The 24,180-nt window shown below is 40.2% G+C and carries 22 protein-coding genes; 2 read left to right on the forward strand and 20 right to left on the reverse strand.

Features of this window, described 5'->3' with window-relative positions; genetic code table 11:
* Positions 1-78: 78 nt before the first annotated feature.
* Positions 79-3,156 (reverse strand): type I restriction endonuclease subunit R, encoded by a 3,078-nt coding sequence (locus tag ACIRUQ_RS06075; protein ID WP_055291094.1) that lies wholly within the window; start codon positions 3,154-3,156, stop codon positions 79-81.
* 14 nt (positions 3,157-3,170) lie between these two features.
* Positions 3,171-3,809, reverse strand: a complete 639-nt coding sequence (locus ACIRUQ_RS06080) for a hypothetical protein (protein ID WP_070103993.1) — start codon at positions 3,807-3,809, stop codon at positions 3,171-3,173.
* Positions 3,810-3,935: 126 nt separating this feature from the next.
* On the opposite strand from ACIRUQ_RS06080, the gene ACIRUQ_RS06085 reads away from it, so the two are divergent.
* The gene (locus ACIRUQ_RS06085; RefSeq protein ID WP_242853635.1) at positions 3,936-4,499 is read left to right on the forward strand and encodes a restriction endonuclease subunit S; all 564 of its coding nucleotides are present in this window, start codon (positions 3,936-3,938) and stop codon (positions 4,497-4,499) included.
* Here ACIRUQ_RS06085 and ACIRUQ_RS06090 read toward each other — a convergent pair.
* The 17 genes from ACIRUQ_RS06090 to argC form a co-directional block, all read right to left on the reverse strand.
* Positions 4,496-4,975, reverse strand: a complete 480-nt coding sequence (locus ACIRUQ_RS06090) for a restriction endonuclease subunit S (protein ID WP_055291102.1) — start codon at positions 4,973-4,975, stop codon at positions 4,496-4,498. The two genes, ACIRUQ_RS06085 and ACIRUQ_RS06090, sit on opposite strands and share 4 nt — an antisense overlap.
* Positions 4,976-4,986: 11 nt before the next feature.
* On the reverse strand, positions 4,987-5,970 hold the full coding sequence (gene xerA, locus ACIRUQ_RS06095; RefSeq protein WP_055291104.1) for a site-specific tyrosine recombinase/integron integrase: 984 nt from the start codon (positions 5,968-5,970) through the stop codon (positions 4,987-4,989).
* A gap of 108 nt (positions 5,971-6,078) precedes the next feature.
* Positions 6,079-7,242: a restriction endonuclease subunit S gene (locus ACIRUQ_RS06100; protein ID WP_404856538.1), complete on the reverse strand. Its 1,164-nt coding sequence runs from the start codon at positions 7,240-7,242 to the stop codon at positions 6,079-6,081.
* The gene (locus ACIRUQ_RS06105) at positions 7,199-8,698 is read right to left on the reverse strand and encodes a class I SAM-dependent DNA methyltransferase (protein WP_055291108.1); all 1,500 of its coding nucleotides are present in this window, start codon (positions 8,696-8,698) and stop codon (positions 7,199-7,201) included. Before ACIRUQ_RS06105 ends, ACIRUQ_RS06100 begins: the two co-directional genes overlap by 44 nt.
* A 24-nt stretch (positions 8,699-8,722) precedes the next feature.
* Positions 8,723-8,917 (reverse strand): helix-turn-helix domain-containing protein, encoded by a 195-nt coding sequence (locus ACIRUQ_RS06110; protein WP_055291110.1) that lies wholly within the window; start codon positions 8,915-8,917, stop codon positions 8,723-8,725.
* 213 nt (positions 8,918-9,130) lie between these two features.
* A complete protein-coding gene (locus ACIRUQ_RS06115) occupies positions 9,131-9,328 on the reverse strand; it encodes a SymE family type I addiction module toxin (RefSeq protein ID WP_055291112.1) in 198 nt (65 codons plus the stop codon).
* Between the two features lie 60 nt (positions 9,329-9,388).
* A complete protein-coding gene (locus ACIRUQ_RS06120; RefSeq protein WP_055291114.1) occupies positions 9,389-10,345 on the reverse strand; it encodes a ComEC/Rec2 family competence protein in 957 nt (318 codons plus the stop codon).
* Positions 10,329-11,318: a GerMN domain-containing protein gene (locus ACIRUQ_RS06125; protein WP_070103994.1), complete on the reverse strand. Its 990-nt coding sequence runs from the start codon at positions 11,316-11,318 to the stop codon at positions 10,329-10,331. The genes ACIRUQ_RS06120 and ACIRUQ_RS06125 overlap by 17 nt, the downstream gene beginning before the upstream one ends.
* Before the next feature lie 79 nt (positions 11,319-11,397).
* Positions 11,398-12,825, reverse strand: coding sequence for a HAMP domain-containing sensor histidine kinase (locus ACIRUQ_RS06130; RefSeq protein ID WP_055291116.1), 1,428 nt, complete (start codon positions 12,823-12,825; stop codon positions 11,398-11,400).
* Positions 12,825-13,523, reverse strand: a complete 699-nt coding sequence (locus ACIRUQ_RS06135; RefSeq protein WP_021738701.1) for a response regulator transcription factor — start codon at positions 13,521-13,523, stop codon at positions 12,825-12,827. Before ACIRUQ_RS06135 ends, ACIRUQ_RS06130 begins: the two co-directional genes overlap by 1 nt.
* A gap of 9 nt (positions 13,524-13,532) precedes the next feature.
* Complete coding sequence (locus ACIRUQ_RS06140) at positions 13,533-14,210, reverse strand: helix-hairpin-helix domain-containing protein (RefSeq protein WP_055291118.1); 678 nt, start codon at positions 14,208-14,210, stop codon at positions 13,533-13,535.
* Positions 14,211-14,367: 157 nt separating this feature from the next.
* The gene (locus ACIRUQ_RS06145) at positions 14,368-14,805 is read right to left on the reverse strand and encodes a DMT family transporter (protein WP_055291120.1); all 438 of its coding nucleotides are present in this window, start codon (positions 14,803-14,805) and stop codon (positions 14,368-14,370) included.
* A gap of 289 nt (positions 14,806-15,094) precedes the next feature.
* Positions 15,095-16,288, reverse strand: coding sequence for an aspartate aminotransferase family protein (locus ACIRUQ_RS06150; protein ID WP_055291122.1), 1,194 nt, complete (start codon positions 16,286-16,288; stop codon positions 15,095-15,097).
* The gene (gene argB, locus ACIRUQ_RS06155) at positions 16,281-17,180 is read right to left on the reverse strand and encodes an acetylglutamate kinase (RefSeq protein ID WP_021738696.1); all 900 of its coding nucleotides are present in this window, start codon (positions 17,178-17,180) and stop codon (positions 16,281-16,283) included. Before argB ends, ACIRUQ_RS06150 begins: the two co-directional genes overlap by 8 nt.
* Positions 17,181-17,262: 82 nt before the next feature.
* Positions 17,263-18,486: a bifunctional glutamate N-acetyltransferase/amino-acid acetyltransferase ArgJ gene (argJ, locus tag ACIRUQ_RS06160; RefSeq protein ID WP_055291124.1), complete on the reverse strand. Its 1,224-nt coding sequence runs from the start codon at positions 18,484-18,486 to the stop codon at positions 17,263-17,265.
* A gap of 86 nt (positions 18,487-18,572) precedes the next feature.
* Positions 18,573-19,025: a GNAT family N-acetyltransferase gene (locus ACIRUQ_RS06165; protein WP_022035647.1), complete on the reverse strand. Its 453-nt coding sequence runs from the start codon at positions 19,023-19,025 to the stop codon at positions 18,573-18,575.
* 32 nt (positions 19,026-19,057) lie between these two features.
* Positions 19,058-20,113, reverse strand: a complete 1,056-nt coding sequence (gene argC / locus ACIRUQ_RS06170; RefSeq protein ID WP_055291128.1) for an N-acetyl-gamma-glutamyl-phosphate reductase — start codon at positions 20,111-20,113, stop codon at positions 19,058-19,060.
* Between the two features lie 417 nt (positions 20,114-20,530).
* On the opposite strand from argC, the gene ACIRUQ_RS06175 reads away from it, so the two are divergent.
* On the forward strand, positions 20,531-21,757 hold the full coding sequence (locus ACIRUQ_RS06175) for an argininosuccinate synthase (RefSeq protein ID WP_021738691.1): 1,227 nt from the start codon (positions 20,531-20,533) through the stop codon (positions 21,755-21,757).
* 160 nt (positions 21,758-21,917) lie between these two features.
* Here the strand turns inward: ACIRUQ_RS06175 and ACIRUQ_RS06180 are convergent, their stop codons facing one another.
* The gene (locus ACIRUQ_RS06180; protein WP_055291130.1) at positions 21,918-24,155 is read right to left on the reverse strand and encodes an alpha-galactosidase; all 2,238 of its coding nucleotides are present in this window, start codon (positions 24,153-24,155) and stop codon (positions 21,918-21,920) included.
* Positions 24,156-24,180 lie beyond the last annotated feature (25 nt).

Here is a 24,180-nt window from a genome sequence, read left to right on the forward strand (position 1 = left end):
TAATCACATATTTTTACACCTGAAATTTTTAGATGTACTGCACCCTATCCCTCAGTACGATTCACGAAAACAAATTTTTTACATTCCACTACTATTATCAGTCCATAACTCACACTGGCTAATTACCGTAGTAATTGCAAAATCATAATCTTCCGGTGGATAATCATACTTTTTCAATAGACGCTTTACCATCTTACGCATTGTCGCTCTAGCTGTTTCTTTTTTTTGCCAATCTATGGTTCTATTCCTTCGAAGCATTTCTGTCAATTCTTTTGTCAGTGCTATAAGCTGATCATTTTTGTAAAAATCAGTAATATGCTCCGGTTTAGTAAGAGCATCATAAAAAGCCAACTCTTCTTGTGTCAAACCGAGCTTCTGACCATTTTTATACAAATTTGTAATTTCCTCTGCTGTTTTCAGAAGCTCTTTTATAACCTCTTCATTTGTAATCAGCCCATTATAATAGGCATTCATTAACTGGGCGATTTTTTCTGAAAACTTCTGTGACTGAACCACATTTGTTCTCTTATACAGAGATACCTGTTCGGCCATTAGCTTTTTCAGAATTTCTACAGCTATATTTTTCTCTTTCATTCGAGAAATTTCATCCAATACTGCAGGGTCAAACAAACTGAAGTTCTCTCCACCTGTCTTGCTACTATCAAACAGGTTAATGACTCCCTCGCTCTGGACTGCCGCCTTAAGCAATTCATTTATCTGAGCATTAATTTCCTTCAGGGATAGATTTTTACCCCCTGTTCCGCCATAAGTAACCTTAATAACTGTAGAACGAACCGCTTCCATATAAGCAGCTTCATGACGTTCACGTTCCGTAGTCATACTAGAACAAAGCGAATGTGACTGTTTTAGAAGCATAGCCTCTTTTAAAAAGAGATCCTTTCGGTCCGGTACTTTTGCATCTAACACATAGTTTGCACCACCAGTAATAAGTTTTGCCATTGTAAGTGGAGATCCACCAAAAAATCCGCTGAAATCAAAACCATGTAATAAATCCTTACATACCTGCAGTTTCTCTTGGAATTTTGGATACGCCACCTTTGCAATATTCATATCGCCATATTTAGACTGATCACGCTTCGTATATTCTTTCATTGCAGCCTTTAATGCCGATGCAATTCCAACATAGTCTACGATCAATCCGCCCTCTTTATCTTTAAATACACGATTAACACGAGCGATTGCCTGCATCAAATTATACCCATGCATTGGCTTGTACACATACATGGTAGCCAAAGAAGGAACATCAAATCCTGTGAGCCACATATCTACAACAATGGCTATCTTCATTGGATCATTATTATCTTTGAATTTTCTTGCAAGCTCTTCTTTATGCGACTTAGTTCCGATGATTTCTTTCCATTCTTCCGGATCATTATTACCGCTCGTCATGACCACACCAATCTTCTCTTTCCATGTCGGTCGGATTTTTAAAATCTGGTGATATATTTTCATAGCAATCGGTCTGGAATACGCTACGATCATTGCTTTTCCTGTCAGCAGATTTGCCCTATATTTTTCATAATGTTCCACGATATCATCACATAAAGATATAATTGTGGAATCTGCTCCCAGAACACTTTCCATCTGTCCGAGCATTTTTTTACTCTTTTCTATTGTGGCACTATCTGACTGCTGTTCCAATATATCATATGTAGAATCTATAAGAGCTAACGTATTCTGATCCAATTTCAAATGCACAACACGACTTTCATAATAAACTGGACGGGTTGCTCCATCTTCCACTGCCTGTGTCATATCATATACATCAATATACTCACCAAACACTTCACGAGTATTCCGATCTTTTGCAGAAATAGGTGTACCTGTAAATCCAATGAAAGTGGCATTCGGTAATGCATCATGGATAATTCTGGCATTTCCAATTACTGTATGTGCCTCTTTTTCTCCATCTTCATTTTTCGATATGACAATTTTTTCATCAAATCCATATTGTCCTCGATGTGCCTCATCTGCCATAACCACAATATTCCTGCGTTCTGACAAAGGCTTCTCCCCACGCTCAAATTTAAACATAGTGGTAAAGATAATTCCATTCGCACTTCTACCATCCAGTAATGCTTTTAAATGTTCCTTACTTTCTGCTTGAACTGGAGTCTGCCTTAAAAAATCTGCACATTGGGAAAACTGTAAATATAACTGATCGTCCAGATCAATCCGGTCTGTCATAACTACAACCGTCGGACTATCCAGAGCATCCTGCAATAAATGCGCATAAAATACCATCGACAATGATTTCCCAGATCCTTGTGTATGCCAGAACACGCCACCTTTTCCATCTGTTTTTGTTGCTACTTTCGCTTTTTCAATAGCCTTACGAACTGCAAAATACTGGTGATATCCCGCCAGAACCTTAAATCTTCCCTGACCACTACCTGAAAAAAGGATAAAATTCTTCAAAATATCTAACAGACGATCTTTCTGAAACATTCCTTCATAAAATACATCGAACTGAGCATATGCTGTTTCTTCATAGTTTCCATCCTTTGTTTTCCATTCCATAAATCGATCCAAGCCAGAAGTAATTGTTCCTGCTTTATTTGTAGAAAGATCACTGATAACGCATATTGCATTATAATAAAACATAGACGGAATATCCTGCATATAATTGCGAATCTGATTATATGCATTTTCTGCACCTACTTCGTCCTTTGCTGGACTCTTTAATTCCATAAGAACCAATGGAAGGCCATTAATAAACAAAATTATATCCGGTCTACGATTGTTACCATTCTCCAGAAATGTAAATTGATTTACCACATAAAAAGTATTGTTCTTTTCTTTCTCATAATCCACCAACCGAACAATTGAAGACTGCTCCTCACCTTTTACAAAGAATTTCACAGTAATACCATTCTGCAGATAATCCATAAAAGTAATGTTTTTCTGTAATAAACTTCCTGTATCAAAATTTTTCAACTTCGCTATTGCTTCCTCAATCGCATCTAATGGCAAGCCACGGTTGATACGCACCAAGCTATCCCGAAGAACAGAATCCAGAAGCGGGCTAGTATAATCTCTATCATAATCTGGTGCATACAAATGCTCGTACCCCATATTCTCAAACAGTTCAATAATGGCCTGTTCATAAGTATCTTCTGTAAACAAACTCGGCATGATGGACCTCCTTTTTATACCAATTTAAGCTGCTTCTTTATCTGCTTTTCTACTTTTTCCTCTGCTACTGCATCATATGCTTTTTTAAGATTATCCAATGCATTATAAAGATTCTCTCTATATTTTTCTTCTGAAAACATTTTTTCCGCTTCCTCTACCGTCATTGGATGTTTTTCATTTTCTTTCTGCATTTTATCAATAATAATCTGATATTCATACATTACAGCCAAAGCAGCCTCATAGTTTCTTAAAAAATTGCTATATGCTAATGCTGCTTCTCCCTTAAAAATCAAATCAATTTCTGCCGCCGTGATTCTTATTTCTTCTCTTTTTTGCAAAAATTCTTTGTGAAAAGGCTGCTCTAACGGATATTCAATAGCATCTGCCTGTTTTTCCATATAAGTATTATTGGTAAGCCATATAAAAACATAATCATTGGCAAACTGCGGCATTTGTTCTCTTTTCGGAGAAAGCCACATATAATTATCCTTGCAAAGAGCGATAAGTCCATTTGTTAGCATGTACGCTTCCATTCTACGGTCAAATAACTGGTGTTTATTACTAAGACTTATTTGGCGAACAGATAAAACTAATGCCAGTATAGCCGTTAAAGCCGTAATCACAGAACACCAAAAATTCCAGTCTTTTAGCATATAAAATTCTCCCCTCAAATATTAAATGAGAATTTAGAGCGGCAAGCACAAGCCTATTTTGAAGAGCTTTTTGTCGTTAATGCTGATCCAAATTGGCCGGAATGCACGCTTTCAGATATCGGTTCTATCGTTGCAGGCGGAACCCCTTCAAAATCGAAGTCGGAATACTATGCAGATCAGGGTATTGCATGGATAACGCCCAAAGATTTATCAGTCGATAAGTCAAAATTTATCTCTCATGGCGAGAATGATATCTCTGAGTTGGGATTTTCCAAGAGTAGTACAAAAAAAATGCCTGCTGGAACTGTACTTTTTAGTTCAAGAGCTCCAATAGGTTACATTGCCATAGCTCAAAACGAACTCACTACCAATCAAGGATTTAAATCCGTTATTCCAAATGAGAATATCGGTACTTCCTACGTGTATTTTTTACTAAAGAATCTTCTTCCGACAATCGAAGGTATGGCTTCCGGATCAACTTTCAAAGAAATATCCGGAGCAGGAATGAAATCTGTGCCTACGGTTATGCCTGATGTTAATATCATTCAACTTTTTAACAATTTTTGCGAACCTATATTCAAGGAACAAGAGATCCTTGAAGCAGAAAATCGCAGGCTTTCCGCTTTGCGCGACTCACTATTACCCAAACTGATGTCCGGTGAAATTGATATCTCCTCCCTAGACATCTAAGCCACTAAATTCTCATTTATCGCTTCATTTGTTTTAATTTTTTTATCTAAATTTCCAAGTGTTCCTGCTATTTTTTTCTGAATCTCTATTTCTGGTATTGGTAATTCAAATGAATTCAAAATTTTAGCCGTCAAGAATTTTGTAGCAGACCCTTGTGATATTTGTTTAAAATGCAACAAGCATGTTTTCAATGCATAATATAAATATTTTGTATAAACTTTATTCTCATCCGAGCTTTCAATCACATATGTTCTTTGATATGCATTAAACTTTCCTTTAAAATGTTGAATATGAAAATTTCCATCCGCGTTATTTCCTGCCAGTATGATTGCTTCTGTATCAAAAGCATAATCATCTATCTTTAACGCTTCTGGTGCACAGGTAAAAAATGGATACTTGCCATTATCCTGTGCTGCATTTGAGTTAAGCCTTCCCGTTGTGAACTTTGCAATGTCACCCAACTTGCATATATTCATAAATCATTCTCCTAACTTATATATTTCCTATGAGCCTGTTTTACATTGCTCTGCTTAACCATTGCATACTGCAAGGTTGTGTCTATTCGTTTATGTCCTAATAGCTGCTGTAACTGCTCAATTGGCATACCCTTATCTATTGCCATCGTTGCAAGTGTTCTCCTGAACTTGTGCGGATGGACTTTTTCTATTTCCAAGGATCTCCCTATTTCTCGTAAACGGGATTCTATACCGCCAATCTTGATTCTTGTATGTGGTGCTCTCAGCGTTACGAACAAAGCTGGATCATTATCGCTTCTGCTATTAATGTAATTTTGCAGATGAATCTTAGTTCTCGCATCAAAATAAACTACGCGTTCCTTATCACCCTTACCAAATACAACACATTCACGCTCATTGAAATTGATGTCCACTTTATTCAACAGCACCATCTCTCCAATACGCATACCTGTAGAAGCCAACATATCAACAATCGCCAGATCTCGAAGCTCCACGCAATTATCACGCATCTTTTCCAACTCTTCATCTGTGTACGTTTCTTTGATATTAGTAGCTGTCTTCACCTTGTGAATTCTACGCACTGGGCTTTTCAAAATATGATCCTCATCTTCTAACCATGAGAAGAAGCTTGATAAGATTCTCCGAATATTGTCAATCGTCACACGACTTGAGCCATGCTTTTCTTGATATTCCGTCAGATATGCCCTGAGATCATCTGTCTGCATATGACGGACCCCTTTATTTATAACTTCCGTCATCGCTTCTATTGTGGTTCGATAATATTTCAGTGTTTTCTCTGAACATCCCTCAATTCGTTTTGCATACACAAAAGCGTCAATCAGTTTTTGGCTATCGTCTTCCGTTTCTTCTACTTTGCTGGAAATCTCATAATTATAAAACGAATATTCTAAGACCTCCTGTAATTTTTGTAACTGTACATTATTGAGATATGGCAACATCTGTTGCACAATCCCTTCCATAATTTTTTGTTTCATAATTCGTTCTCCTTATATTTATTTCCAGAGAACGAATCAACGGCAGTTCCGTTGGTTTTTACCCCTGCCGTTGGTAGGAGTTATTCGGTTAAATGAGAATTTAGCGGCTTAAAGGTCGAGGTCGGAAACATCAATTTCGCCGGACATCAGCTTTGGCAATAAGGCATCACGTAATTCCGTCAATTTACGAGATTGGTCTTCATTTTTCTTCATCATCTCGTACATTGGAGCAACGGAATTTTCAAATTGAAGCAATGCTTCTGCGGAGGGAATCCTGAGTTCCAAGGCATTCAGGATTGCTGTTGTCATGCTTGGCACTGCTGATCCTGCATTCATAGAGGCTAGATCTTTGGATTTTACAAAGTGATATACAAACTTTGCCACATTAGTTTGTTTCATCTCTGTATAAAACATGGTATCAACGGACCAAAATGGCTGATTGACATACATCACATTGTTAAGAGTACCTTTTCGAGGAATAAGAACAGACTCCTTTTCATACAGTGGGCGTTCTACATACCTCATAATTCCGCCTGATCCGTAAACGGGATAAACGCCATCAGCTAATTTTTTATGATCTTTGCCATATTTGACATTAATCAAATCTGAGAGATGACCAAATGGCCAGTTAGGATCAGCCTCGATAAGAAAAAATTGTTGATAAATAGCCTGTGCCTGATCAGCTAAATTCTCATTTATCTTTTTGTTTAATTCCACTTTGTAGCTCAATTGATAATATAGGTTTCCTATTTTCTCTTGAATCTTTCTGTCTGGAACAGGAATTAATAACTGATCCATAAATTGCTTCTTAAAGTGCGGTATAACATCCCCAACATTTGTATTATATATCTGTTGTTGAATTTCTCGGCTTCTTAAAACAGCAAAAAGGTATTTGTTATAAATTTTCTTATCATCAGCTCGCAGGGCAATCATATCCTGAGCTATACAAAAATCTACTGGATCCGGAACCATACAAACCCGTCCTGGAGTACCTTTGTTAACAAATAAAATATCTCCCGGCATAGGATGTGCTCGAAACCACGTTTCATAAGTTTCTTGTGTAAGATATCTCACCTTCTCATATACTGGAAACAGTGTGTTGTTTGTAACGCAGTTTGTTGCTATAAGCTTCCATCCATCATTCGCTGTAGGAACGGTTTTCCCTCTATTATCAACAATAAAAGAAAGTAATTCTGTAATTGGAACTTTTGGACAATCTTCCCATATATTAAATTTCATACCCAATCGCCCCCAGTTTCCTACGAATTTCATCTTCGAGTTCATGGCTCTTAGCAAACATTTCCGAAAGCTCCGATGTCAGACGATCCATCTTTTCTTCAAATGGTTCCCCATCATCTTCCTGTTCCTCAATGCCAACGTATCGCCCCGGAGTAAGAATATAATCCTGCTTTTCGATTTCTGCTATATCAGCAACAGCACAGAAGCCCTTCACATCTTCCAGCATTCCGTCTGCAAATGATTCATAAGTATCTGAAATCTTCTTAATATCATCATCTGTAAGCTCACGAAGTTTGCGACTGACCATAGTTCCCATCTTACGAGCATCAATAAACAGTGTCTTTCCGGTCTGTTTTTTCTGTTTATTGATAAACCAGAGTGAAACCGGAATCTGCGTCGTATAGAAAAGCTGTGTAGGCATTGCAACAATACATTCAACCAAATCTGCATTGATAATATTCTTACGGATTTCACCCTCACCACCTGACTGAGAAGATAATGAACCATTAGCAAGAACCATACCAATTCTTCCGGCCGGTGCAAGATGATAAATCATATGTTGCAACCATGCAAAGTTGGCATTTCCTGCAGGTGGCATACCGTACTGCCAGCGCACATCCTCTTTTAATTTATCAGCACCCCAGTCAGAAAGGTTAAATGGGGGATTTGCCATAATATAGTCTGCACGCAATGTAGGATGACGGTCATCTAAAAAGGTATCTGCTGCGTAAGTGCTAAGATCCGGCTCAATTCCACGAATCGCAAGGTTCATCTGCGCCATCTTCCATGTAGTCGGATTGGAGTCCTGTCCATAAATAGAGATATTGCTGATATTACCACTATGGTTTTCTACAAACTTTGCGGACTGAACGAACATACCACCTGATCCGCAACAAGGATCATATACTCGACCTTTATATGGTTTCAGCACCTCTACCAGAGTACGAACTACACATGACGGAGTAAAGAATTCACCACCACGCTTTCCTTCCTGTTCTGCAAACATGGAAAGACAATACTCATATGTACGTCCCAAAATATCTTTTTCGCTGCCGTGTTCAATCATCTGGATATTAGTGAATAAATCCACCACATCCCCCAATCTTCGTTTATCCAGTTCTGGACGTGCGAAATTCTTAGGAAGAATATCTTTCAAACGCTTATTTTCCTTTTCGATAGCACGCATGGCATCATCAATAACTGTACCGATTTCTGGTGTATGTGCCTTCGCTGCAATCTCATTCCAACGTGCACCTACAGGTACAAAGAAAATGCCTTCGGAAGTATATTCATCAATATCCTCCTCAAATCCGTCGCCCTCATCTTTCAGCTCCTGATACTTGTCATCGAATCGATCTGAAATGTACTTTAGAAAAATCAACCCCAGTACAACATTCTTATATTCTGACGCATCCATGTTACCACGAAGCACACAGGCTGCATCCCATATCTGTTTTTCAAATCCTATGTCGGCTGTATTTTTCGCCATTTATATTTACCTCCGTCATTTTTTCTAGTTTTTTTTACCTTTCATATATTTCCCAGATTTTATTCTACGATCAACAGGCTTTACCGCATCCTCTGGAATTGCCCATGATCTCCCAAATCTTTTACTCCCCTCAACCATTCCTTCTTTACACATCGTTTGAAGGCGCCTTTCTGAGATTCCCCATTTTTCAGCAATTTCTTTCACTGTTAAATATTCCATTCATTTTCTCCTATGAAATCGCATACTTTCACCTAATAAATATTATATTCGTATTACCGCCGGAAATCAACCAAAAGAAGCCCTAGTTGGTTTGAACGGAAAATACTATTCATTGGGTTGGTATCAACTCAATCTAGCTTTAATGTCTTATAGCTTTTTCATTTTTATTTTTTGATATAATAATGAACAGTGTTTAAAAAGTAAAAGCCTCTATTAAGCTTCAGCACTCCATATCTCATTCGCCTTCGTTATAATTAACCGTCCATCCTCACATTTCACCTCAATCTGTTCTCCAATGTTAAATCCCAACTCTGAAAGCCATTTTCCTTTCAAAACAATACTCGGTGTCTGCTTATACTGGTACCCTCTTGCTTCATAAACCTTCATTTCTCTATATTTTTTATATGCCATATTCATCTTCTCCTTTTGCCATTTTTTAGACTTCTGCCATAAGATTAAACTTACGCTGAATTATTGCTTCTTTTGCTGATTTATACATTTTGTGAGATACCCCCTTGAACAAGGGAAACGACAACGAGGAATAATTTCCTCGTCTAAGCACAGTTTTAAAATGTAAATTTTAGCGATATGTAGTGGCATAGGTGCCCATTTTATGCGGGTTTCAGGCACTAGGGGGATATCCAACTTTAAAGTCTTAACACCGGAGACAGACAACAGATGGGATATCCCGGCCTCCTGATATTGCTGTTTGATTTCCGGATCCAGCAAAGACTTTGTCCCGGCTGCCAGAGTACATAAAATACCCGCATCCCGTTGATTCATCTGTTCCGTGTAAATTTGAACGATATGTTTTTGCAGACGATATAACTGTTCCCTGCATAACAGAGCAGGGATTTTTTTTATTTGTATCGCATCCTCTCCGTTTTCTACTCTGAGACGGCAGAGGATATTTTGCTGTTGGTAATAGTCAGCAAAATCAAAATTGCCATCATTACGTGCAGGAGAAAAGCATTGTACCTTGCCGGTAATCTTGATTTTGGCACCAATTGGAATTACATCCGTTTCATTCGAAAAAATAATATGCCCGAGAAACACGGGTGTCTGATCTGTATTCAGATAGGTTTGTTTCAGATGATATAGATAAGAATCAGATTTGATTTCTTTGCCGGTTACAGTTCCGCAAAGTGTAACCTGTGCAGTGGACGAAATGATTTTCTGACGTCCGGTATAGGATGTCAGATGCTGCCGGGTGATACCAGCTCCCAGCAGACAAAAACCTGTCACTAAAAACAGCATGACAATTTGTTCACGTGAGGGATGCTTTTTGTACACCCCTGCTGCACAGGCAAATAATAACAGAACCGCCGGAAAAACATGCTGTACCGAAGGATGTTCTCCGGCCAACAGAATTCCGGCGGTCAATGAGGCTGCTAACAGGCAGATATGATGCTTATTCTCCAGTATCAAGCAATCCCTCCTTCTCCTGTTTCTGCACAACCTCTACGTCGTCTCCATCCTCAGTGACAAGATCCAGATTTTTCTTATAATATTCACCGAGGGACATTTTATCCCGGTAGGTAATATCTGTCTTGCCATTTACGGCGATCTGTACTGTATTAATGGTATCAAGTTCCGTCAGAGAATCTACGATGGAATAGATGATCACATCTTCTTTGATTTCAAAATTCTGGGTCAGAAATCCATCATCCAGATTGATCAGGCAGGCTCCATTCATAACAGAGACACTGACCAGCTGTGTTGTATCCGGGATAGCAGAACGGGCATTGGATGATTTCGGACCATCCAGCAGCCGTTCCATGATCAATTTTTCAATGGACGTATTGCCGGAATAATATACATGCTGAGTTTCCCTTACCAGTCCGTCTCCGGTAGCAGACGCAAAATACAATGTCAGATTTGCTTCCTGGATATTGTTAATCTGTTCTCCCGGATTTTCCACAAAGGAATCATTCGTCAAAATGCCGACTTCTACTCCATTTGCATCAGTCAGCGGAAGATTATCCACATAGATCGACACACCATCGATATCATGAATCTGCATCATATTATGCACCACTGCCCCACGACAGAGCACTTCTTCCGGTGCCGGAATATCACCATATGCCTTATTAAAATACAAATACAGCTGGTGATCGGTATATTCATATCGTACAATTTTTACATTATCCGGAAAAATCTTCTGATATTCTACATCATCACTGTCCTCAGACATACGGGCGATATATTCCTTGATCAGTGCATCCGTATCCGTAGATTCAGGATCATAAGGTTTGCTCACAATTTTCTCTCGCTGTTTGTTCAGATAAAACAGCGCATATCCGGTATTTTCCGATTTGTATTTTCCACAACCTGCGGCAATGCCGGAAAACAGAAACAGAAATACCAAAAACAAAATAGCTGTTATGTTTAATCGTTTCATTTTTAATGCCTTTCATGACGGGCAGAACAAAGAACACTTTTTGCCGGTTCTTTGTTCCGTAAAATATGTGTCTGTGGTATCAACTGATGTAAGTCAGAGGAATCCGTACGGTAAACGTGGTTCCCTCACCTTCCATACTGTGTACTTTGATGGCACCGCGGTGCATGATGATGGCATTCCTTGCAATAGCAAGACCAAGACCGGTTCCGCCGATTTCCCTGGAATGTGATTTGTCCACACGGTAAAATCGTTCAAAAATCCTGTTCTGTGCTTCTTTTGGAATTCCGATGCCATTATCCTCCACCGTTACAAAAAAGTTCTGATGATCTGCATTCAGTGAAACATGCACCCATCCATCCGGATTGTTATATTTGATTGCATTTTCAATCAGATTGGTCAGGGCAAGGGTGAGTTTGACCTCATCTACTTCCGCCACTACCGGGCGGAAACTTTCCATAACAAGTTCCACGTTCTGTTTCTGTGCGATCGGACGCAGACGTTTCATGATCCGCTCCAGCAGTTCATTGATCTGAACGCTTGTAATATTGATATTTCCGGCAGATTTATCCATTTTTACCAACGAAAGCAGATCATTGATGATTTTATTCTCACGGTCAATCTCTGCACCAATATCTGTCATAAATTCCCGATAAAGTTCTACCGGAATATCCTCCTGTCCCATCAGGGAGTCTGCAAGGACTTTCATGGAAGTCAATGGTGTCTTCAATTCGTGGGACACGTTAGATACAAACTCCTGGCGACTCTCATCCAATGTCTGCAGACGTCGCAGCATCTCGTCACAGGCTGCAGACATCGTCTCCGTTTCAGAATATGAATTAACACTGATAAAATCGGCTTCATAACCGTCCTGTACATCTTTTATGGACTTTGTAAGACGACGGAACGGACGCACAAGAGCAGTAGAAACTGCAAATCCGGCGATGACAACAATGACTGCGACCAGAAACTGGATCATCAGGGCATATTGTTTCAAAATGGCAAGGGTGGCAGCAATACTGTCGGTGGAGACACTGACCAACATTACACCGATCACATTTTTCCCGGATTCATCATGCATGGGAAACGTCATCTCAATGTAATGGTTATCTGCATCATATTTCTGCACAGTCTCGCCATTGTATGCCTGCATGACTTCTTCTGCAAGAATTGTTTTCTGCTCGTCCAATGCATAAGTGTCTTTTACTATAGTAAAAGAACTGTCAATAAGCATCACACGACCATCATAAATAGTTGACAGCTGATCTAATTGTGTTGTGATATTTTTGGAAGAAGTATCCTGCAGATAGTTATTTGCCACAATCTGGCTGGCAAGCAGCTTTGCCTGACTGGTAATATCTACGGTACGGGTATTGACGGCCCGTTTTTCATAGACCGACAGAATACCTGTACGCAGTAAAAATGTCGGAGCGATTCCGAACAAAATAATTAATAGAAAAATGCGAAATTTCAGACTTTTCAAATATGCGATCATTGCTTTCAATTCCATTACCTCTGCTTGTCAGAATGATAATAGTAACCTACCCCCCATTTTGTGTGAACATACTTCGGCTCACTTGGGTTTGCTTCTACTTTTTCACGCAGACGACGCACATGTACATCCACCGTGCGGAAATCTCCCGGGTACTCATATCCCCAGACAAGGTTAAGCAGACGTTCCCTGCTGTAAACTTTTTCCGGTGTCTTTACCATCAATTCCATCAGGTCAAATTCCTTTGCGGTCAGCTTGATCTCACGTCCCTGGATAAACAATCGTCTGCTCTCACAGTCCAGACGTACATCACCATCCACGATCACATTTGGATTTTTCTCCATTTCCTTGCGGGAAGTCCGGCGCATGATCGCTTTGATCCGGGCTTTTACCTCCAGAATGTTGAATGGTTTTGTTATGTAATCGTCGGCACCATACTCCAGACCAAGGATTTTGTCCATATCATCGCCTTTTGCCGTCAGCATGACGATGGGAACATTGGAAAATTCACGAATCTGCTGGCATACCTGAAATCCATCTAGTTTTGGAAGCATAATATCCAGTAAAATAATATCATATTGTTTATTATGTGCCATTTCCAGAGCTTCTTCTCCGTCATACGCACAATCCACTTCCATACCGTCCTGTTCCAGACTGAACCGGATTCCTTTTACGATTAATTTTTCATCATCTACCACCAGCACTTTTTTCGCCATTTCGTCACCTCATTGAACACTTATGTTATCTTTTATTTTGTCATAGGTTCCCTGTTTGATACCATCTACATTCATGATATCTTCTTTATTTTGAAAGGAACCATGTTTTTCTCTGTACGCAATGATATCTTCTGCCCGGGTCTGTCCAATCCCTTTCAGAGTCATCAGCATGTCAACGGTCGCCGTATTGATATTAACGGTTGCGTCTGCCGCTTCCTTACTATCTGTCGCTGTCGTCTGTCCGGATGCTTCTGCCACAGCATCCTCTCCTATATAGGGGATATGCAGTTTCTGACCATCCGTCAGCACTTCAGCCAGATTGACAGCATCAGACCGGGCATTTTCCAGCAGGCCACCCGCCATGGCAACTGCTTCGTATGCACGGCTCTGTGCTGAAAGTTCATAAACTCCGGGCTGGCAGACAGCTCCGCAGACATAGACAAACACCGTCTTTCCGGTGTCGTCTGCTTCCGGATATTCAGAATCCTTTATTTCCGAAGATGCATTTTCTTCTGATTCTTCCTGTTTTACATTCTCCGACTCAGATTTTAAAACAGGAATCTCGCCGGATACTTCTTCGGTTACTGATTCTTCCGTTCCCAACAGAATATCCTGCGGATCTGTCCGGCAGCCGGAAAATGTTCCCAACAGCAATATCACAGAGCATACAACCAGCAATTGTCTCATATAAAATCTCCTTTACTCTGAAAAGCAAAGGATTTCTCAAATACCTGTAACAATTTTATCAAATATCGCAAATATTACAAGTCCTGTTTTTATTTTGCACACTGATTGTACAGAACCAGCAGTTTTTCAACTTTTTCATAGTAGATTTTAGAAAAATTCACGTTCGCTCCCATTGAAAAAGGATTACCCCAGCGACAGCCACTGCCATTCCAATCAGTTTCTGCACAGACCAGTCTGCTTTTTCTGTCCCAAACAAACCGAACAGCTCAATGACATAGGCACTGATCATCTGTGCGATAACAATAAAAAGAACCGCCTGTGCAGGCCCGAGCGTATGCATGCTTTTAACTACCGTCAGGGTAATAAAAGCACCTATGATACCTCCGATTAATACATATTTGGGTTGAACTTTCCAGAGCGCAGCAAATGAACTGCGATCCGTGATGCCCCAGGCAACCAGACAGACAGCCAGTGCCGTAAACTGTACCCAGCTATTTGCTATCCAGAGACTACTCTGCTTTGTCACATCTGTGTTGAAGACTCCCTGAACGCTCATCAGTATTCCTGATAAAATTGCAATTAAAATTCCGATCATAATTTCATTTCCTTTTTGCATTGAATATTTGCATAATTTTTTTGTAAACAGCAGGATAGGAAAAATAACAACCCTATTTTTTCTTCATACTGCAAATTATGCATGTATATATCAGAATGCCACAAAAGATTTTTTTTATACCGGAATTGTTATCCAAAAACAGGATTATTTCGGTCTGTATTTTCTGTCAAAAACAGACAGCTATGCTTTCAAATGGAAAACACAACTGTCTGCTGAAATCTTCTTCAAGACGGACAATCTTTCGATTTTTAACCGACTGATAGAAGGATTAGAAAGTTGCAAGTACCTCGTCTAATTTTGTAACCATCTCATCCACATGTTCTTTTTCAATTACCAATGGTGGGACAAAACGAACTACGTTGGAACCTGCCGTAATGATGATCAGACCTTTCTCCAGTGCTTTTGCAGCAACTTGTCCTACCGGTATTTCCATTTCCAGTCCCTGCATAAGTCCCATACCGCGACGATCTGTGATAAAGTCATATTTCGCAGCCAGTTCATCCAGTTTCTGCACCAGATACGGTGTGATTTCATGTACATGATTTATAATCTGATCCTTCTCGAAAATATCAAATACTGTGCTGACTGCAGCTCCTACAAACGGATTTCCACCATAAGTTGTTCCGTGATCACCGGGTGCCAGAGATTTATCTGCCACCTTCTGAGTCATAAGAAATGCACCCACCGGCACACCACAGCCAAGTGCTTTTGCAACAGTCATAATATCCGGTTTCACACCATAATTCTGCCATGCAAACATTGCACCGGTACGTCCCATACCACATTGAATTTCATCCAGGATCAGTAAAATGTCTTTCTCGTCGCAAAGAGCACGTACGCCTTTTAAGAACTCTGGGTCAGCTGGATAAATGCCACCTTCGCCCTGTACCGTTTCCATAATAATGGCACAGGTTTTATCTGTGATCTGTGCTTTCACGCTTTCCAGATTGTTGTACTCAGCAAAACGAATTCCCGGAATCAGTGGTTCAAAAGGTTCCTGATAATGTTTTGTTCCGGTTACGGATAATGCACCAAGACTTCTGCCATGGAAAGAATGCTGCATTGCGATCACTTCGTGACCTGCATGTCCATCTCTGCTGTAGGCATATTTTTTTGCTGCTTTTAATGCACCTTCGATTGCTTCCGTACCACTGTTTGTAAAGAAGATACGATCCATATCTGCTGCAGCAAGTGCTTTTTCAGCTGCTTCCATTGTCGGTACGTTATAATATAAATTAGAAGTATGCAATAATTTATCCACCTGATTTTTCAGTGCATCGTTGTATTCTTTTTTTCCATATCCAAAAGCACAGACAGCGATACCTGCTGCAAAATCAAGATATTTTTTTCCATCTGTATCATACAGATATACACCTTCCCCATGATCTAATACAACAGGGAAACGATTATATGTATGAAGCAGTGCCTGTTCCGCATGATCAATATAATTCTGTTTATTCATGGTCAAATTTTGCCTCCTCATCTCCAAGAATTGCCGTACCGATTCCTTTGTTTGTGAAAATTTCCAGTAACAGGCAATGAGCCATACGTCCATCTAAGATATGTACCCGGGAAACACCATTTTCCACTGCATGAATGCAATTATTTAATTTTGGAAGCATACCGCCAACTACATAACCGCTGTCGAGCAGGTTTTTTGCTTCCGAAACAGTCAGTTCAGAAATCAGTGTGGACGGATCTTTCGGGTCACGGTAAACACCTTCGATATCAGTTAAAAATGCAAGTTTTTCTGCATGAACTGCTGTTGCAATGGCGCAAGCTGCATCATCGGCATTGATATTGTATGTCTGATAATCATCATCCAAACCAATCGGGCAGACAATTGGCAAAAAATCTTTTTCCAGAAGATCAAATAAAATCTTCGGATCCACGGATTTTACATCGCCTACAAAACCGATATCCTGTCCCTGGGAATATTTTTTCTCAACCTTCAGCAAACCACCGTCTTTACCGCTGATGCTGACTGCCTGAACACCAAGTTTCTCTACCATGGATACCAGAGATTTTCCGACTTTTCCAAGTACCATCTCTGCGATTTCCATTGTCTCAGCATCTGTTTTTCTCAGACCGTTTACAAACTCCGGTTCCATTCCGGCTTTTGCCACCCATTTGCTGATCTCTTTTCCACCACCATGTACGATAATTGGTTTGAAACCAACCAGTTTCAGCAGTGTGACATCCTGGATAACACGTTGCTTTAATTCTTCATCGAGCATGGCACTTCCACCATACTTTACAACAATGATCCGGCGGTTAAAACGCTGGATATAGGGTAATGCCTCTATCAGCACCTCAGCCTTTGCCCGCAATGCTTCATATTTATCTTCCTTCATTTATCTGTCCTCCTGTAACAAATCACTTTTTTCTCTTATCTCTTGCAAACAAATTAATACCTATCGTTAAAATATGCTTGCATTAAGAACGGTAATCCGCATTGATTTTTACATAATCATAGCTCAGATCACAGCCCCATGCCGTCCCCTGTGCATCACCCAGTTTCAAATCTGCGATTGCGGTTACTTCCGGCTCGGATAAAATCTTTGTGGCTTCTTCTTCACTGTAATCAAGTGCGACGCCATTCTCAATGAGTTTTATTTTTCCGCCTTTGCTCTCAAAATACAGATCTACTTTATCCGGATCGAATGTTGCTCCGGAATATCCCATGGCACAAAGGATTCTTCCCCAGTTTGCATCATGTCCGAAAATCGCTGCTTTTGTCAGGCTGGAGCAGATTACAGATTTTGCAAGTACCTGCGCCTGTTCTTTTGTCTCTGCATTCACAACTGTCACTTCAAATAACGCAGTTGCACCTTCACCGTCCCCTGCCATCATTTTTGCCAGTGTTGTGTTTACAAAATTCAAAGCTTCACAGAATGCATCATAATCAGCACCTTTTTCTGTAATCTCCGGATTTTCTGCGAGACCATTTGCCATCAGAAGCAGTGTATCATTTGTGGATGTGTCTCCGTCTACGGAAATCATATTAAAGGTATCTTTTACATTTGCAGAAAGTGCTTCCTGTAATAACTCTTTGGAAATCGCAAGGTCTGTTGTAACAAAGGCAAGCATCGTGCACATATTTGGATGAATCATTCCGGAACCTTTGCACATGCCACCGATTGTAACGGTTTTACCGCCAATTTCAAATGTAACAGCAACTTCTTTTTCATGTGTATCTGTAGTCATGATCGCCTTAGCAGCCGCATTTCCTGCTTCCACACCGTCCGCAAGCTTTGGTGCCAATGCATCAACACCTGCCATAATACGATCGATCGGAAGCTGTTTGCCAATGACACCGGTAGATGCCACACAAACTGCACTCGCCGGGATTCCCAATACTTTAGCTGCCTGATCGGCGGTCTTCTGACAATAATCCAATCCTTCCTGTCCGGTGCAGGCATTTGCAATACCTGCATTGACAACAACAGCCTGCGCATAGTCACTGTTTTTCACGATATCCCGATCCCAGAGTACCGGTGCTGCCTTTACAAGATTTGTCGTAAACGTTCCTGCCACACGACACGGTACCTGGCTGTAAATCATTGCCATATCAGTACGATTTTCATATTTGATTCCTGCCGCGGTACAAGCTGCCTGGAATCCTTTTGCCGCTGTCGCGCCACCTGTAATCTGTTTCATGATCCAATCCTCCTGTCAGATACATTTTCACATCGGTATCGTTGTATCTGCTGTTTTTTATTATTTGTTCTAAAATTTAATTTGTCTTATTCATTGAATTTTGTAATATTCTCGTCATTCAATATAAAATCATAATAATTCACATCGTCTCGCATTTTCCAGCCTTCGTCCTGCCAGAAGTGATTGCCGAGTTCATTTTTCTTAAAAGCGATCAGATTTACTTTGTTGATCTGCTCACGCTGTAAGGCACGCATTGCCGCTGTTGCCATCTGCTTTCCAATGCCGTGGTTACGATAAGCCTCATTCACACACACATGGTAAAAACAGCCGGTTCTGCCGTCATGTCCGCATAAAATCGCCCCTACCAGTTTGCCGTCCGCTTCTGCCACAATACTGGTAGTCGGATTCCGTTTCAGAAAACGCGCTGTCCCTTCTCTGGAATCATCAATGCTTCGGATTCCAAATCCTTTTATGGTCATCCACAGTGCATATACTTCATCATAATCTTTCATCGTCATCGGGCGAATCTTTATTTCCATAAAATCTTGTTTCCTTCCATACATATTTATAATTACGGGAACATCGGAACAAGATTCAATCCTTCGCTTTCATCCAGACCAAACAGCAGGTTCATATTCTGAACTGCCTGTCCCGCAGCACCTTTCACAAGATTATCAAGGGCCCCCATCATAACAACTCTTCCGGTACGCTCGTCAATCTTGAAATTAACATCCACATAGTTGCTGCCCTCTACCCATTTTGTTTCAGGCACAATATCTTTTTCCAGCACACGAACAAATTTCTCATTCGCATAATATTTATCATAAGCAGCTTTCACTTCTTCATAAGTAGGAAGGGATCCGTCAGCTTTCCTGTTTAAAGTGGCATACTCTGTTGCCAGAATACCACGGTTCATCGGAACAAGATGAGGTGTAAAGTTGATAACAATCTCTTTACCAGCTGCATAACCAAGCTGCTCCTCAATTTCCGGAGTATGACGATGCGTTGCCACACCATATGCTTTCATATTTTCATTTACTTCACAGAATAAATTTGCAACTTTTGCACCGCGACCAGCTCCGGAAGTACCGGATTTTGCATCAATGATCAGTGTATCCGGATCAATCAGACCTTCTTTTACAAGCGGATAAGCAGTTAAAATAGAACAGGTTGTATAACATCCTGGATTCGCCACCAGACGGGCATTTTTTACTTTATCACGGTTAATTTCACACAGACCATATACTGCTTCTTCAATAAACTGTGGACTCTTATGCTCAATCTTATACCATTTCTCATATGTAGCGATATCTTTGATACGGAAGTCCGCACTCAAATCTACAATCTTTGTTTTGGATAAAATCTCCTCTGTCAGAACAGATCCCAAAAAACCTTGCGGTGTTGCAGTAAAAATCACATCTACCTGTTCACAAAGTGCTTCCATATTATCATCCAGACATGCTGCATCTACAATCTCAAACATATTGTGATATACAGATGCATATTTCTGGTCAATATAACTTCTGGATCCATACCAGACAATCTCAACTTCTTTATGTCCCATCAGAATACGTACAAGTTCTGCTCCTGCATAACCTGTTGCTCCGATAATACCTGCTTTAATCATTTGCAGCCTCCTTAATTTTGTCGAATGAACTGTTTCCTATAATAATACTTCTCATGCAATTCGTAAAGTATTGATTTTCAACTCTGTGTTTTTTATACATAAGGGTGTATATTTATACACTTATTCATTTTTCCATTCATTCTTGCCTTTTCTATGTATTTTTGTCCTGCATCAAATAATAACACAAGTTTTTTCAAAAGAAAAGGACTTTTTCCTTTTTTTGCCATTCTGTGCGCACTGAATAAAAAGATGTATTTTTATAAACAAAATATGTATAAATTTACACTTGCATTCTGAATCCGATTGTAGTATGATGAATCAGGTCGAAAGCAAAAGATATGTTTGTTTTCAGAAAAAATCAGAAGAAACGGTCTGCGACAGACCTGCTTAACGATAAGAAAGAAAGGATCTATTACAATGAAAGAAAAAGTTATTTTAGCATATTCCGGCGGACTTGATACAACAGCCATCATCCCTTGGTTAAAAGAAACATATGATTATGATGTAGTATGCTGCTGCATCGACTGCGGACAAGGTAAAGAGTTAGAAGGACTTGAGGAGCGTGCTCAGTACTCAGGTGCTGCTAAATTATATATCGAAGATATCTGTGACGAATTCGCAGAGGATTACATCCTTCCTTGCGTTCAGGCAGGTGCTGTATATGAGAACAAATACTTACTTGGTACTGCTATGGCTCGTCCGGGTATTGCAAAAAAATTAGTTGAGATTGCCAGAAAAGAAGGCGCTGTTGCTATCTGCCACGGTGCAACCGGAAAAGGAAATGATCAGATCCGTTTTGAGCTTTCTATCAAAGCACTGGCTCCGGATATCAAGATCATTGCTCCATGGCGTGATCCGAAGTGGACCATTGATTCCCGTGAAGGCGAAGTTGAATACTGCAAAGCACATGGCATCGATCTTCCGTTCGCTATGGATCAGAGCTACAGCCGTGACTGCAACTTATGGCACATCAGCCATGAAGGGCTGGAACTGGAGAATCCTGCCAATGAACCGAACTATGACCACCTTCTTGTATTAGGTGTTTCTCCGGAAAAAGCACCGGATGAACCGGAATACGTTACAATGACATTTGAATCCGGTGTCCCGAAAACTGTAAACGGCAAAGAGATGAAAGTTGCTGATATCATCCGCGAGCTGAACCGTCTTGGCGGAAAACATGGTATCGGTATCATCGATATCGTTGAAAACCGTGTTGTTGGTATGAAGTCCCGTGGTGTATATGAGACTCCTGGCGGAACAATCTTACTTGAGGCTCAGAAACAGTTAGAGGAGCTGACGCTTGACCGTGCTACTATGGATACAAAGAAAGATATGGGTAACCGCATGGCCCAGATCGTATACGAAGGAAAATGGTTCACACCGCTTCGTGAAGCTGTTCAGGCATTTGTAGAGTCCACTCAGAAATATGTGACCGGTGAAGTTAAATTCAAACTTTATAAAGGAAACATCATCAAAGCCGGTACTACTTCCCCATACTCCTTATACAGTGAGTCTCTGGCAAGTTTTACAACTGGTGACCTTTACGATCATCACGATGCAGATGGATTCATTACATTATTCGGTCTGCCGTTAAAAGTTCGTGCAATGAGAATGCAGGAACTGGCAAAAGAAAACCAAAAATAAGTTTGTGCTTTGCACAAACGATAACTTCTTGAACGACAGTTCAAAAATTTCCCCCGGTAACAGAATGTTCTTATCACTCTGCTGCCGGGGCTTTTATCTCAGATATTTCATGCCATGTTCAAATTCCAGGTTCAGTTTCAGATGAAATACAAAAAATATTTTAGTTCGTACTCTGTTTTTCCTTTAATAAATAAATTCTGGATTCAAAATCCGTACATGGCTCTGCACCTTGCGGAACTTCTCCTGCACTCACATCCGTAGTGATCAATCCAAGGTTCATCAGTTCATCACCATAATGTTCTGTATTTGCCAGTTCATTCTCATACAGTTTATCCGGATCCAATCCCTGTAGTTTTACGCAGCTATATGGCAGATTTACACCATTCAGAACTCTGTAATAGCCCACAAGTGCTTTGCTTTTATCTTCACTGACAACCATCCAGACCGTTTCATTTCCGTTAAACGGACTTTTCAATCTGTAAAATGTACCGAACTGAAGTAATTCACGATATTCCTTCATAAATCGGATCTGTGCTTTCACTTCTTCTATCTCTGCATCAGACAACTTATTCAAATCCAGTTCATAACCAAACGTTCCAAAATACGCAACATTTGCCCTTGTATGTAACGGTGTATTACGAAAAACCTGATGATTTGGTATTACAGATACATGGCTTCCCATACTGCTGAGCGGATAACACATGGATGTCCCATATTGTATTTTCAACCGTTCTACAGCATCTGAATCGTCACTAACCCATCCCTGCGGTGCATAATAAAGCATTCCTGGATCAAAACGCCCTCCTCCGCTTGCGCAGGACTCAAAAAGCACCTCCGGGAACGCTGAAGTCAGACGTTCATACAGATCATAAACGCCCAAAATATAGCGATGAAAAATTTCTCCCTGCTGATCCGCCGGATATGCGATACTGTAACATTCCGTAATGCTCCGGTTCATATCCCATTTTATATAGGATATGTTTGACTCAGAAAGCAATTTTGCAATCATCCCATAAATATAATCCACAATTTCTTTTCTTGAAAAATCCAGTACATATTGATATCTTCCATGAGATACTCGTCGTCCCGGTGTCTGTAAGATCCAGTCTGGATGTTTTCTATACAGATCAGAATCTTTATTCACCATTTCCGGTTCAATCCAGAGACCAAATTTCATTCCAAGTTCTTCGATTCGATTTGCAAGTCCACTGATTCCATTTGGCAGTAACTCCATATTTGCAATCCAGTCTCCCAGTCCAGCGCGGTCATTTCTTCTGGCACCAAACCAGCCATCATCCAAAACGAATAATTCTACGTCACATTTCTTTGCTTTACTTGCAATTTCAACCAGACGTTCTTCTGTAAAATCAAAATAAGTAGCTTCCCAGTTATTGATCAGAATCGGTCTGCATCGATCCCTCCAGTAGCCTCTGGCCAGACGTCTTCCGTAAAGCTTATGAAATGTCTGACTCATTCCATTTAATCCACTCTCTGAATAGACCATGACTGCTTCCGGAGTTTGGAACATTTCTCCAGCTTCCAGTTTCCAGTCAAATCCTTTCGGATTTATTCCTGCTGTTATTCTTGTTACATTGTGCGTGTCGACTTCCGCCTGAATACGGAAATTGCCACTGTAGATCAGACTGAATCCGATTGCTTCTCCCCGATATTCATTCGTATGTTTTCTCCGTAAAACCATAAATGGATTGTGTTCATGAGAAGAATTTCCGCGCCTGCTGTCAATTGCTGTGATTCCCTGTTCCAATGTTCTTTCTTTTATATAGCGTTCTCTCGCCCATGCTCCTGATAGCTGCATCCACACATAATCCTGATCTGGGAGATCCAGACTCAGACTCATTACATTTAACAGATGCACCGTTTCTGTTCCCGTATTTTTCACACAAACGCTCCGTGCAATTGCATTATACTCAGAAAAAACAGTATACAAAAGTTCCAGCAGCACACCGGTCAATGCATCTTTCAAATAAACCCGAAGTGTCATTGCTTCTTCGTCTGATTCTGTATAAGTAGCCGGAAGCCCCTGTAATTTTACCTTTCCCGCTGTAATCTCATATCCTTCATACACAAATTCTGAGATTCGACTTCCATTTTTTTGCAATATTTCAATTGCAGAATGTCTGTAATCCGTTGTCCCGTATACCGGATATTCCTGCCTGATATGCTCCAGAGAAAAATTCCGGTCACCCTCATATATATACGAACTCATGGGACGCTGACATTCTTCGACCAGATAAGAAAAATCTGCCTTATCATGAATTCTTTTTCCAAAATAAAGGTGTCCCATATGTCCGTTTTTTAATACGCACATAATGTAACTTATTTTGTCATTATATAAATGAAATGTTTTTGTTTCTTTGTGAAATACGATATTTCTCATAAATGTCTCCTCCAACAGATGCTAC

The organism is Eubacterium ramulus, assembly GCF_045002895.1.
In the GTDB taxonomy this organism is placed as follows: domain Bacteria; phylum Bacillota; class Clostridia; order Lachnospirales; family Lachnospiraceae; genus Eubacterium_I; species Eubacterium_I ramulus.

Bases quoted from the DNA above. Each gene is read 5' to 3' on its own strand.
- ACIRUQ_RS06145 (WP_055291120.1), bottom strand. From the start codon at position 14,805: ATGATCGGAATTTTAATTGCAATTTTATCAGGAATACTGATGAGCGTT.
- ACIRUQ_RS06115 (WP_055291112.1), bottom strand. From the start codon at position 9,328: ATGGCATATAAAAAATATAGAGAAATGAAGGTTTATGAAGCAAGAGGG.
- ACIRUQ_RS06080 (WP_070103993.1), bottom strand. From the start codon at position 3,809: ATGCTAAAAGACTGGAATTTTTGGTGTTCTGTGATTACGGCTTTAACG.
- argC (WP_055291128.1), bottom strand. From the start codon at position 20,113: ATGATTAAAGCAGGTATTATCGGAGCAACAGGTTATGCAGGAGCAGAA.
- ACIRUQ_RS06100 (WP_404856538.1), bottom strand. From the start codon at position 7,242: ATGAAATTCGTAGGAAACTGGGGGCGATTGGGTATGAAATTTAATATA.
- ACIRUQ_RS06075 (WP_055291094.1), bottom strand. From the start codon at position 3,156: ATGCCGAGTTTGTTTACAGAAGATACTTATGAACAGGCCATTATTGAA.
- ACIRUQ_RS06150 (WP_055291122.1), bottom strand. From the start codon at position 16,288: ATGAATAAACAGAATTATATTGATCATGCGGAACAGGCACTGCTTCAT.
- ACIRUQ_RS06105 (WP_055291108.1), bottom strand. From the start codon at position 8,698: ATGGCGAAAAATACAGCCGACATAGGATTTGAAAAACAGATATGGGAT.
- argB (WP_021738696.1), bottom strand. From the start codon at position 17,180: ATGAAGGAAGATAAATATGAAGCATTGCGGGCAAAGGCTGAGGTGCTG.
- xerA (WP_055291104.1), bottom strand. From the start codon at position 5,970: ATGAAACAAAAAATTATGGAAGGGATTGTGCAACAGATGTTGCCATAT.
- ACIRUQ_RS06110 (WP_055291110.1), bottom strand. From the start codon at position 8,917: ATGGAATATTTAACAGTGAAAGAAATTGCTGAAAAATGGGGAATCTCA.
- ACIRUQ_RS06140 (WP_055291118.1), bottom strand. From the start codon at position 14,210: ATGAGACAATTGCTGGTTGTATGCTCTGTGATATTGCTGTTGGGAACA.
- ACIRUQ_RS06130 (WP_055291116.1), bottom strand. From the start codon at position 12,825: ATGGAATTGAAAGCAATGATCGCATATTTGAAAAGTCTGAAATTTCGC.
- ACIRUQ_RS06180 (WP_055291130.1), bottom strand. From the start codon at position 24,155: ATGAGAAATATCGTATTTCACAAAGAAACAAAAACATTTCATTTATAT.
- ACIRUQ_RS06135 (WP_021738701.1), bottom strand. From the start codon at position 13,523: ATGGCGAAAAAAGTGCTGGTGGTAGATGATGAAAAATTAATCGTAAAA.
- ACIRUQ_RS06175 (WP_021738691.1), top strand. From the start codon at position 20,531: ATGAAAGAAAAAGTTATTTTAGCATATTCCGGCGGACTTGATACAACA.
- argJ (WP_055291124.1), bottom strand. From the start codon at position 18,486: ATGAAACAGATTACAGGTGGCGCGACAGCGGCAAAAGGATTCCAGGCA.
- ACIRUQ_RS06165 (WP_022035647.1), bottom strand. From the start codon at position 19,025: ATGGAAATAAAGATTCGCCCGATGACGATGAAAGATTATGATGAAGTA.
- ACIRUQ_RS06125 (WP_070103994.1), bottom strand. From the start codon at position 11,318: ATGAAACGATTAAACATAACAGCTATTTTGTTTTTGGTATTTCTGTTT.
- ACIRUQ_RS06090 (WP_055291102.1), bottom strand. From the start codon at position 4,975: ATGAATATATGCAAGTTGGGTGACATTGCAAAGTTCACAACGGGAAGG.